Consider the following 12,093-nt stretch of genomic DNA (forward strand, 5'->3'; position numbering starts at 1 on the left):
TTATGGGGAAAGCTGACGCATTCCTTTTTGCCTATCTAGGTACTTCTACCATAGTGTATGCTTCTACCTGGTCAAACTCTTTGATGTCATTGAATTTTTCAAATACAAGACCACATTCGTAACCTGTTTTTACTTCTTTCACATCATCCTTAAATCTCTTCAGAGATGCCAGTGCACCGTCAAAGATCTGTTCACCGTCTCTGGTGATACGGCAGGAACAGCCTCTCTGGAATACCCCATCCAGTACGTAGGCACCTGCAATGGTACCAACACCGGATGCCTTGAACGTCTGGCGTACTTCTGCGTGGCCGATGACTTTTTCTTCGAATACAGGATCTAACATACCCTTCATAGCCGCTTCTACGTCATTGATTGCATCGTAGATGACACGGTAGAGTCTTACGTCTACGTTTTCACGTTCTGCGGTTGCTTTTGCACCGGAATCGATACGTGTGTTAAATCCGATAATAATTGCGTTGGATGCTGCTGCCAGGCTGACATCAGATTCGTTGATGGCACCTGCTGCCGCATGGATGACTTTTACTGCTACTTCTTCATTGCTGAGTTTTACAAGGCTCTGTTTTACGGCTTCCACAGATCCCTGTACGTCAGCTTTAACAATCAGATTCAGTTCTTTTAAGTTACCAGCCTGAATCTGTGTAAACAGATCATCCAGAGACATCTTTGACTTGGTCTCTTCCAGAAGTTTTTCCTTGCTCTGACTGATGAAGGTCTCTGAGAAACTTCTGGCTGCTTTTTCATTTTCGCATACCACGAATACTTCACCTGCATTTGGTACATCAGAAAGACCAAGGATCTCTACAGGAGTAGATGGTGTTGCTTCTTTGACACGTTTTCCTCTGTCATCCATCATGGCACGTACTTTTCCATAGCTTGCACCTGCTGCCACAATATCTCCTACATGAAGAGTTCCCTTCTGCACCAGTACGGTAGCAACCGGGCCTTTCCCTTTATCCAGTTCGGCTTCGATGACAAGACCTCTTGCTTTTCTCTTTGGATTTGCTTTCAGTTCTGCCACTTCTGCAGTCAGCAGTACCATTTCAAGAAGGGTATCCAGACCTTCGTGTGTATGAGCAGATACCGGTACACATACGATATTTCCACCCCAGTCTTCCGGAACCAGTTCATGTTCTGCCAGTTCCTGTTTTACTCTGTCAATGTTGGCTGCCGGTTTGTCAATCTTGTTGATGGCAACGATCACTTCAACACCTGCTGCCTTTGCATGGCTGATTGCTTCGATGGTCTGTGGCATTACACCATCATCAGCTGCTACAACCAGGATTGCAATATCAGTTGCATTAGCTCCACGCATACGCATAGCGGTGAATGCTTCGTGTCCAGGAGTATCCAGGAATGTAATCTTCTGTCCGTTTACTTCTACCATATAAGCACCAATGTGCTGTGTGATACCGCCGGCCTCTCTTGAAATTACATGGGTATGACGGATAGCATCCAGAATAGATGTTTTACCATGGTCAACGTGACCCATTACACAGACAACAGGTGGTCTGCTTACCAGTGTATCTTCCGGATCGTCCTCTTCTTTTAAGAGTTCTTCAATTACATCTACTTTTACTTCATGTTCTGCAATGCAATTGTATTCCAGTGCGATCTCTTCTGCTGTATCGTAGTCGATCTCATGGTTTACAGTTACCATGGTTCCCTGCAGGAACAGCTTCTTAACGATAGCCGCTGCCTGAATCTTCAGGATATCTGCAAGTTCACGAATAGTCATTCTGTCTGGCAGTGTTACGGTTCTGATTTCATCTTCCTTCTTTTCTACTGGCTTTTCTACAGGTTTTACAGGCTTGATGAATCTTCCTGCCTTCTTCTCATTCTTCTGTGCATTGTTCTTCTGTCCGGAACGTCCTTGTCCCTTCTCTTCTCTGTCGAATTTGTCATGCTTATTGTATTTTTCTTTTTCTGCACGGATACGGGACTCTTTGGTTACTGGTTTGCTTGCGATCTCTGGCTGAGCCATACCACGTCCGCCGCCATTTCTTCCCTGGCTGCGGTTCTGTCCCCTGTTATCTCTGTTATCTCTGCTGTCTCTTCCATCTTTATCTCCGAAAGATCTTCCCTGACCGCCACGGTTATTGTCTCTGTCTCCAAAGCTTCTTCCCTGACCGCCACGGTTATTGTCTCTGTCTCCAAAAGATCTTCCCTGACCGCCACGGTTATTGTCTCTGTCTCCAAAAGATCTTCCCTGACCGCCACGATTGTTATCTCTGTCTCCGAAGTTTCTTCCCTGACCGCCACGGTTATTGTCTCTGTCTCCAAAAGATCTTCCCTGACCGCCACGATTATTATCTCTGTCTCCGAAGTTTCTTCCCTGACCGCCACGGTTATTGTCTCTGTCTCCAAAGTTTCTTCCCTGACCGCCACGATTATTATCTCTGTCTCCGAAATTTCGATTATTTCCACTGTTATTGCGGTTATTCTGACGTTCGTTTCTAGTATTTTCTTCGTTTCTGCTAGTCTCAGCTTTTACAGGTTCTGCTGTCTTTTCCTGTCCTTCCGGTTTTGCAGCCGGCTTTGTCTCTGGCGCTGCAACTGGTTTTGCTGTTTCTGGCTGTGCCTGTGCTGCCTTTACTTCCTGTGCTGCCGGCTTTGTCTCTGGCTTAGCAGTTGCTGCAGCCGTTCTTCCCTGCATGGCAGCTGCCGGGTGCTGCCCCTGTGGTCTGCCACCTGCCGGACGCTGTCCCTGCTGGCGCATTCCTGCCGGACGCTGAATACCGGTACGACTGTTCTGGGAATGGAACACTCTGGAAATATTCTTTTTCTTCGGTGCTTCTCCGGTCTTTGCTTCCCCGGCTGCCGGTGCACTCTCTGCCGGTTTTCTTACGATTTCTCTTGCAGGTACCTGACGACGTACAGTCTGTACCTGATCATCTTCCAGCACACTCATGTGGCTTTTGACTTCCACACCGTTTGCTGTCAGACAGTTAATGATATCTTTATTATCTCTACCTAATTCTTTTGCTAATTCATATACTCTCATTTTTGACATACTCACTACCTCCGTTAGCCAATGTTAACTGCTTCATGATTGCATCGGAAAGACCCTGATCGGTCACTGCCATGGACGCTCTGAATTCTTTTCCCATGGCTGCTCCAAGTTCTAATTTTGTACCATAAAAATAAACCGGTACCTGATAAAAGCTGCACATATTCTGAAATTTTTTCTTCGTGTTACCGGAGGCTTCCTCTGAAACAATCACAAGGTATGCAGTTCCCGTCTTCACAGCCTTCTCTGTGGAGAATTCACCGCTTACGGTTTTTCCTGCCTTTGTTGCCAAACCTACGAGAGAGAGAATTCTATTCTGCTTCAATCTGCTCGATCTCCTTCTTCAAACTTTCATATATCTCTGCCGGGATATTCATTTTCAAAGAACGCTCCAGGCCCTTATTTTTACATGCCATTTCAAAACAGGCGGACTGTCTGCACAGATATGCACCACGTCCATTCTTACGTCCTGTTGTGTCAATCACAAGTTCCTCCTCAGGTGTCCGGATGACGCGCAGCATTTCTTTTTTACTTTTCATTTCCTGACATCCGATGCATTTGCGCATAGGGATTTTTCTTGCCTGACTCATATACTCACTCCTGCCTTACTTTTCTGAAACCGGAGCATCTTCTCCTGCCGGCTCTTCCTCATAATTCTGGTCATATGCACCATCTTCATAGTATTCATCATATCCGTCTTCGTAATACTCTTCTTCGTCATATGCCTCAAAATCACCGGCTTCGATTGCCTGTGTCTCACTCTTGATATCGATCTTGAATCCTGTCAGTCTTGCTGCCAGTCTCGCATTCTGTCCTTCTTTACCGATGGCAAGAGATAACTGATAATCCGGAACTACTACTTTTGCTGTCTTCTCATCGTTATCTGCTGCAACATAGATTACCTTTGCAGGACTTAATGCATTTTCAATCAGGATTGCCGGATTCTCATCCCAGTTGATGATATCAATTTTTTCCCCTTTCAGTTCGTCAACAATGGCATTGACTCTGGCACCATTCACACCGACACAGGCTCCTACCGGATCTACATCAGGATCATTGGACCATACTGCCATCTTGGTTCTGTTACCGGCTTCTCTGGAGATACATTTGATCTCTACTATACCATCTCTTACTTCGGTTACTTCGTTCTCGAATAATCGTTTTACCAGTTCCGGATGTGTTCTGGATACCAGAATCTTCGGTCCCTTCGGTGTATCCTTTACTTCCAGTACATATACCTTTACTCTCTCGTTTGGTTTGAAGGTTTCGCCCTTTACCATCTCATTTTCATTTAAGATTGCATCTACTTTACCAAGATTGATGCTGACATTTCTTCCCAGATATCTCTGTACAATACCGGTAACTACTTCTCTTTCCTTGCTGTAGTATTCGTTATACAGTACCTTTCTTTCCTCTTCGCGGATCTTCTGCAGAATAACATTCTTCGCATTCTGTGTGGCAATACGTCCAAATTCTTTGGACTTGATCTCTACATTCACGATATCTCCGATGTCATATTTGGAGTTCTTCATCTTGGCATCTGCCAGGCTGATCTCAGTTACCGGATCCTCTACTTCTTCTACTACAGTCTTGGCAGCCATAACGGTGAAATCACCGGTTTCAGGATTGATGGTTACCTTTACATTGTCTGCCTTACCAAAATGATTCTTACATGCCTGCAGAAGAGACTGTTCAATTGCTTCCAGCAGTGTGCTTTTGCTGATATTTTTTTCTTTCTCAAGAATATCCAGTGCTTCAATTAATTCGCTGTTCATTTTCCTCATTCCTCCTTAAAAATCAAATGCAAGCCTGATCAGTGCAATGTCAGACCGGCTGATCTGCATTATCTCTCCATCTTCAAGCTCAATTGTTACAGCTTCTTTATCATAGGCATTCAGAATGCCGACGAATTCCTTCTGTCTGTTAATCGGGCGGAAAGTACGAATCTCTACTTCCTCTCCGATACTTCTTGCAAAATCTTTTTCTTTCTTCAGCGGTCTTCCAAGTCCCGGAGAGCTCACCTCGAACACATAGGAATCTTCAACAAAATCCTTCTCATCCAGAATATCATTGGCTGCCCTGCTCACCAGTTCGCAGTCATCTACTGTAATTCCACCCGGTTTATCAATATATGCACGCAGGTACCAGGTACCTCCTTCTTTCACATATTCCACATCAACCAGTTCGAATCCATTGGCATCTACAATCGGCTGCAGAATCTCTTCCGTTTTCTGTTCATATTCTTCCCGTTTCGTCATTCGACTCGTCTCTCCTCCTTTTGATCTGTCATGGTATGGCGTCCGCAAGATTGTTCCATACACAAAAGAATGAGTGAACCTAAGTCCACTCATTCACGCCAGTTACATATATATCATCGTTATGATAGCACGCTTTTTTCAAAAAAACAAGTGTTTTCAGCTTTTTTGTACCTTTATTTTCTCAGAAAGTTCTGTAAGATACTCCCAACGCTCCATTTTCTGCTCCAGAAGTGCCTCTTTTTCATCCTTTTCATTCGTCAGTTCTGAAAGCTTTCCGTAACTGCTGGCATTTGCCATCATCTCTGCCTCCAGATCTGCAATTCTGTTTTCCAGTTCTTCGATGTCACTTTCAATGGTCTCAAATTCCCGCTGTTCTTTATAGGAGAATTTTAGTTTTGTCTGTTGCTTTCTTCCTGCATTTTTCTGTTCTTTCACAGACGGGCTTTCTGTTTTACAGGAAGCTGTGGTATTCTCCTCGCTTCCAGGTTCCTGTCCGTGACGGAGTTCATATGCAATCAGGTAGTCACTATAACCTCCCTCATACTGCTGAATATGCCCATTTTCTTCAAAGGCAAAGATACGTCTTACAATACGGTCCAGAAAGTAACGGTCATGGGATACAGTAATCACAATACCGTCAAAATGATCCAGATAATCTTCCAGAATGGTCAGGGTCTGAATATCCAGGTCGTTGGTCGGTTCATCCAGAATCAATACATTCGGTGCACTCATCAAGACACGCAGCAGCTGCAGTCTTCTGCGTTCCCCGCCGGAGAGCTTGCCAATCAGGCTGTACTGCATATTGCCGTCAAAAAGGAAACGTTCCAGCATCATGGCTGCAGTGATCTTTCCCTCTGTGGTGGTTATGTATTCTCCCACTTCTTTAACATAATCAATCACCCTCATATTCTCATCCATCTTACGGCTGTCCTGCGAAAAATATCCGATCTGAATGGTATCTCCGATCGTTACTGTTCCTTCTTTTGGGGTTTCTTCCCCTACAATAATTTTCAGTAATGTGCTCTTGCCACAGCCATTCTCCCCGATAATACCGATGCGGTCATTTTTCAGAAAAATATAATTATAATCCCGGAACAGCACACGTTCACCATAGACCATAGTCAAATGCTCCAGTTCAATGGTCTTTCTTCCCATTCTGGTGCTGACAGAACTCATCTCAATGACCGAATCCTCCACAGGGCCTTTCTGCGCCTGCATCTCTTCTATGCGCTGAATGTGGGCTTTCTGCTTGGTGGATCTTGCTCTTGCTCCTCTGTTCAGCCATTCCAGTTCAGTGCGCAACATACTCTGGCGTTTCCGTTCCGATGCGATCTCGATATTCTGTCTCGCCTCTTTCAGACGGATAAATTCAGAATAATTGCCTGGATAATTATAAATCTTTCCCTTATCCAGTTCCACAATACGATTCGATACACGATCCAGGAAATAACGGTCATGAGTTACCATCACTACTGCGCTTCTGGACTTCAGCAGATATTCTTCCAGCCACTCGGACATCGTATTATCCAGGTGGTTGGTCGGCTCGTCCAGAATCAATATATCTGCTTCTGATAACAATACCTGAGCCAGTGCCACGCGCTTTTTCTGTCCACCGGACAGTTCGCTCATCGGCTGGTCAAATTTCGGAACCTTTAGTTGATTCAGCATGTTTTTTGCATCGCTTTCCAAAGTCCATGCATTCCATTCATTCTGATTGCCATCCATGACTGCTTCCAGTGCGGTCATATTTTCCGGAAAAGTTTGCTGCTGGGTCAGAAAGCGAATCTGAACCTTGCTTCCCTTCGTCACTTTTCCTGCATCCGGTTCCTCCTGTCCTGCCAGAATCTTCAGCAGGGTAGATTTTCCGGTTCCGTTAATGCCAATGATTCCGATCTTATCTCCTTCCTGAATACTGAAATCTGTATCATCAAACAATTTCCGTTCTGTATATGCCCTTGTCAGATGTTCTATGGTCAGTAAATTCATACTCGGATCCTCGTTCCTTTCGTATCTCGTCCTGCGATCTTTAATTTATCCAGATGTACTTCTTTTTCCTTATAGTAAATCACTTTATCTTTTTCGCTGTCCGGATAATAAACTTCTTCGATCCTGTCTTCTCCGTCCAGCTTCATGCCCCGCACACCAATGGCAGCTTTCTTCTTCTGTGGAATCTCGCTGATGGCAATGCGCAGGCACATGCCCTGATGTGTTCTGAAAACACAGGTCTGTGCTTCACCCAGTGCTGCAATAGACACCACTTTATCTCCGTCCAGTAATTTGGTGGCTGCAATGGTTCGTTTTGCTACATCAAACTCTGTACCTTCTACCTGTTTGATCATACCTTTTTCTGTTACGAAAATAAAAACAGACATACGGACTTTCTGCAGGGTATCCACATAAATAACCCTCTCCGTTTTCCCATCATAATTGCAGATATTGTCAATCGGTTTACCCTTTTCACGGAATTTTCCATACGGTACATCCATTACCTTCAGAAGGTGCTGGCTTCCGGTATCTGTCATAACGCAGATTTTGTCGGTATTCATGCAAGACAGGATATACCTGCTTTCTGCATCCGCCGCTTCTTTGTTTCGTTCATAAACAGCTGGATCTATGGTTCTGGCATAGCCAAAACGGTCCATCAGGAAGATCACTTCCATGGCTTCCACTTTCTTTTCTTCGTAAACAGCTTCTTCCCCGTTTTCTACTACAGTACGGCGCTCTCTTCCATATTCTTTCTTGATCGCTTTTAATTCTCTTACAATCAGATTCGCCATGGAATCATAATTATTCAGTAAATCCTGATAGGTGTCAATATGCTGCAATGTAGTCTCATATTCCTTCTGCAGGGCTTCAATCTCCAGTCCTATCAGCTTATACAGACGCATCTCCAGAATTGCCACAGCCTGAGCTTCGGTGAACTTTAACTGCTCCGCCTGCTTCCTGGAAGTTCTGGACTTGAATTTAATGCCATCCGTCACTCCAAGAACCAGACAGTCTTTTACCTGCTGCTGGCTCTTGCTGCCACGGAGAATCTCTATGATCAGGTCAATAACATCACATGCCTTAATCAAGCCTTCCTGAATTTCTTTCTTATGAAGTTCTTTTTCTAATAAAGTCTGATATTTTCTGGTGTTAACCTCAAACTGAAAGTCAATATGATGTTCAATGATACGCTTCAGGCTTAAGGTCTCCGGTCTTCCTTCTGCAACCGCCAGCATATTCACACCGAAGGTATCCTCCAGTCTGGTCTTCTTATACAACATATTAACCAGATTCTTCACATCTGCATTCTTGCGAAGTTCCAGCACAATGCGGATACCATCTTTGGATGACTGGTTGGAAATATCCATAATATCTGTAGTCTTTTTAGTCTCCACCAGATTCGCAATATCATTTAAAAACTTACCGATATTCGCTCCCATCATGGTATATGGAATCTCAGTAATCACCAGATTCTCTTTGCCGCCTTTCGTCTGTTCCACTTCCACTTTTCCACGAAGTCGAATCTTACCGGTTCCTGTCTCATAGATCTCCAGCAGATCATCTTTATTTACCACCAGTCCACCGGTTGGAAAATCCGGGCCCTGGATATACTTCATTAATTCTTTTGTAGTAATATCCCCATTTTTGATGGTTGCAATGACCGCATCAACTACTTCCCCCAGATTATGCGGCGGAATGCTGGTTACCATACCAACTGCAATACCGTCTGATCCATTTACCAGAAGGTTTGGCAGACGCACCGGAAGCACTTCCGGCTCTTTTTCTGTCTCATCAAAGTTCGGCAGAAAATTCACCACATTTTTATCCAAATCACCTAAAAACGCTTCCTGGGTGATCTTCTGCAGCCTTGCCTCGGTATATCGCATAGCCGCTGCGCCATCCCCTTCAATAGAGCCAAAGTTACCATGGCCATCTACCAGTGGAAGGCCTTTTTTAAATTCCTGCGCCATCACGACCAATGCATCATAAATAGAACTGTCTCCGTGAGGATGATATTTACCCATGGTATCCCCCACGATACGGGCACTTTTTCGATAAGGCCGGTCGTAACGGATTCCCAGTTCATACATATCATACAGGGTTCTTCTCTGTACTGGTTTTAAACCGTCACGGACATCCGGAAGTGCTCTGGATATGATAACACTCATGGCATAGTCAATATAGGACTTCTGCATCACTTCCGAATATTCAGTTCGAATAATCTGTTCTCCTGTTCTCTCCATATATTCACACTACCTCTTTCTTTGCAAATTCATGTAATCTCCCGATCTATACTGGTTCCGCCTGTATTTCAATGCTGCCGTTACCGGCATCCAGTCTGCTAAATATCCAGTTCTGCGTCCTGGGCATGTTCATAGATAAAAGCACGTCTTGGCGGAACTTCGGATCCCATAAGCATTTCTGTCACACTGGATGCCATGCGTGCATCTTCGATCTCTACCCGCTTCAAAATTCTTGTCTCCGGATTTAATGTAGTTTCCCAGAGCTGTTCTGCATCCATTTCCCCCAGCCCTTTGTATCGCTGAAGAGTAAAATTCTTATGTGTTTTTCTGTATTTTTCCAGTGCCTTGTCATCATAGAGATATTCTTCTTTTCCTCTTGCCGGCATGGCTTTGTAAAGAGGCGGCATAGCAATATACACATGTCCCTCAAAAATCAGTTCCGGCATAAAACGATAGAACAGCGTCAACAGCAGGGTACTGATATGGGCACCATCCACATCCGCATCGGCCATAATAATAATCTTATCATAGCGAAGCTTAGTAATATCAAAATCATTACCGTATCCTTCCGAAAATCCGCATCCAAAAGCATTGATCATAGTCTTGATCTCTGCATTTGCCAGTACCTTGTCAATACTGGCTTTCTCTACATTCAGGATCTTTCCGCGAATCGGCATAATTGCCTGATAGTTTCGGTTTCTTGCCATCTTCGCGGAACCGCCCGCAGAATCTCCCTCTACGATAAAGATCTCACACAGCTCCGGCTTTCTGCTTTCACAATTTGCCAGCTTCCCATTGGAATCAAAAGAATACTTCTGCTTCGTCAGCATATTGGTCTTGGCTTTTTCTTCTGTCTTACGGATCTTGGCCGCACGTTCTGCACAGCTAAGTACCTGCTTCAACACTTCCAGATTACGGTCAAAGTACAACACTGCTTCATCACTGACCACTTTGGCTACTGCCTTGGATGCATCCTGATTATCCAGCTTGGTCTTGGTCTGTCCTTCAAAACGTGGTGCCGGATGCTTGATGGATACTACGGCTGTCATACCGTTTCGAATATCTGCACCGGTAAAGTTCACATCTTTTTCTTTCAGGATACCAAGCTCTCTGGCATAGGTATTCATGATACCTGTAAACGCAGTTTTAAATCCGGTCAGATGGGTACCACCTTCAGCATTGTAAATGTTATTACAGAATCCCAGTACATTCTCATGGAACTCATTCACATACTGAATAGCGCATTCAACGGTAATACCATCACTCTCGCCCTTGAAGTACACTGGTTCTTTGTTAATTAACTCTTTATTCTTATTCAGATCTTTCACAAATCCCAGAATGCCGTCTGGTTCATAGAATTCCTCATGATCCAATTCTGCCTGTCTTCTGTCTTCAAAGATAATCGTCAGGGCCGGATTCAGATAAGCGGTCTCATGAAGACGACTCTTGATCTCATCTGCAGAAAAATAAGTTTTTTCAAATATTTCCGGATCCGGAAGGAAAGTAATGCTGGTTCCAGTCTCTTTTGTCTTGCCCAGAGTCGGGAGCAGTCCATTCACCAGATCAATGGTCGGAACCCCCCGTTCAAACCGGTCATGATGAATGTAGCCTTCCCGGCTAATCTTCACATCCAGATAGGTAGACAGTGCATTTACTACAGAAGAACCCACACCATGCAAACCGCCACTGGTCTTATAGTTGCTGTTATCGAATTTACCTCCCGCATGGAGTGTCGTAAATACCAGACGCTCTGCCGGCATGCCCTTTTCATGCATTCCTACCGGAATACCACGGCCATTATCGATAACTGTAGCGGAACCATCCTTTTCCAGATAAACCCGAATCTGGTCACACTCTCCAGCCAGATGTTCATCCACCGCATTATCCACGATCTCATACACCAGATGGTTCAGACCTTTTCGTGAAACACTTCCGATGTACATACCGGGTCTCTTCCGAACTGCCTCCAGTCCTTCCAATACAGATATACTTGCTGCATCATAGGTTTTCTTTTTTGCCATACTGCCACTCCATTCATCACATTATGAAAGGAACCAGATCCAGTCTTCATATGCTTTTTATGAAGTGTTCCTATTTTTGGGCAAAAAAAAAGTGCCTTTAAACTTAAAAAGACCCTCACAATCGCCTTTATGCAATTTAGAAGATCTGTTCTCTGGTACCTATTCAACTTTATGTTTACTTATCTTAATAACTATCTAACAGTTATTAAAGCAGTTCGTAGGGGAATCGAACCCCTGTTTCCGCCGTGAGAGGGCGGCGTCTTAACCGCTTGACCAACGAACCGTACTCACATATATTACAACGGTGTCTCACAAATGTCAACACTTTTTTCAAAAAAATTTTAAATGTTTTTGAAAGTGTTTTTGAAAGCCAAACAGTAAATCATAATTTCATTTTACCGAATATACAAAAGCTCCCGTTTTTACGAGAGCTTTTGTATATCAGATGTGAGATGACTCCCACCTCTTTAGGGACGCCACTGAAAAAGTGGTAAGTTTAGTACCACAGGGCGTCAAATATGTGCAAAAATGTTCCTTGATAATAAAATATTGCTAAA

8 protein-coding genes, 1 tRNA gene and 2 pseudogenes are annotated in these 12,093 nt (G+C 44.1%); all 11 read right to left on the reverse strand.

The window, feature by feature from the left end:
- Positions 1 to 31: 31 nt before the first annotated feature.
- The 11 genes and pseudogenes from infB to H8716_RS05420 all read right to left on the reverse strand — a co-directional run bounded on the left by infB (position 32) and on the right by H8716_RS05420 (position 11,819).
- Entirely contained in the window at positions 32 to 3,022 is a 2,991-nt protein-coding gene (infB, locus tag H8716_RS05380; protein ID WP_249307547.1) for a translation initiation factor IF-2, read from the reverse strand.
- A complete protein-coding gene (locus H8716_RS05385; protein WP_249307527.1) occupies positions 3,009 to 3,353 on the reverse strand; it encodes a L7Ae/L30e/S12e/Gadd45 family ribosomal protein in 345 nt (114 codons plus the stop codon). Before H8716_RS05385 ends, infB begins: the two co-directional genes overlap by 14 nt.
- Complete coding sequence (rnpM, locus tag H8716_RS05390; RefSeq protein ID WP_249307529.1) at positions 3,340 to 3,618, reverse strand: RNase P modulator RnpM; 279 nt, start codon at positions 3,616 to 3,618, stop codon at positions 3,340 to 3,342. Before rnpM ends, H8716_RS05385 begins: the two co-directional genes overlap by 14 nt.
- A 15-nt stretch (positions 3,619 to 3,633) precedes the next feature.
- The gene (gene nusA, locus H8716_RS05395; RefSeq protein WP_249307530.1) at positions 3,634 to 4,803 is read right to left on the reverse strand and encodes a transcription termination factor NusA; all 1,170 of its coding nucleotides are present in this window, start codon (positions 4,801 to 4,803) and stop codon (positions 3,634 to 3,636) included.
- Positions 4,804 to 4,818: 15 nt separating this feature from the next.
- On the reverse strand, positions 4,819 to 5,286 hold the full coding sequence (locus H8716_RS05400; protein ID WP_249307532.1) for a ribosome maturation factor RimP: 468 nt from the start codon (positions 5,284 to 5,286) through the stop codon (positions 4,819 to 4,821).
- 156 nt (positions 5,287 to 5,442) lie between these two features.
- Positions 5,443 to 5,916, reverse strand: a complete 474-nt coding sequence (locus tag H8716_RS18030) for an ATP-binding cassette domain-containing protein (protein ID WP_408610883.1) — start codon at positions 5,914 to 5,916, stop codon at positions 5,443 to 5,445.
- A gap of 72 nt (positions 5,917 to 5,988) precedes the next feature.
- A pseudogene (locus H8716_RS18035) lies at positions 5,989 to 6,351 on the reverse strand (ATP-binding cassette domain-containing protein); the annotation flags it as partial.
- 135 nt (positions 6,352 to 6,486) lie between these two features.
- Positions 6,487 to 7,272: pseudogene (locus H8716_RS18040) on the reverse strand (ATP-binding cassette domain-containing protein); the annotation flags it as partial.
- On the reverse strand, positions 7,269 to 9,515 hold the full coding sequence (locus H8716_RS05410) for a DNA gyrase/topoisomerase IV subunit A (RefSeq protein ID WP_249307535.1): 2,247 nt from the start codon (positions 9,513 to 9,515) through the stop codon (positions 7,269 to 7,271). The gene H8716_RS05410 and the pseudogene H8716_RS18040, both read right to left, overlap by 4 nt.
- A 98-nt stretch (positions 9,516 to 9,613) precedes the next feature.
- Complete coding sequence (locus tag H8716_RS05415; protein ID WP_249307537.1) at positions 9,614 to 11,536, reverse strand: DNA gyrase/topoisomerase IV subunit B; 1,923 nt, start codon at positions 11,534 to 11,536, stop codon at positions 9,614 to 9,616.
- A gap of 211 nt (positions 11,537 to 11,747) precedes the next feature.
- A tRNA-Glu gene (locus H8716_RS05420) sits at positions 11,748 to 11,819 on the reverse strand.
- Positions 11,820 to 12,093 lie beyond the last annotated feature (274 nt).

It is taken from the genome of Jingyaoa shaoxingensis (genome assembly GCF_014385005.1).
GTDB lineage: Bacteria > Bacillota > Clostridia > Lachnospirales > Lachnospiraceae > Marvinbryantia > Marvinbryantia shaoxingensis.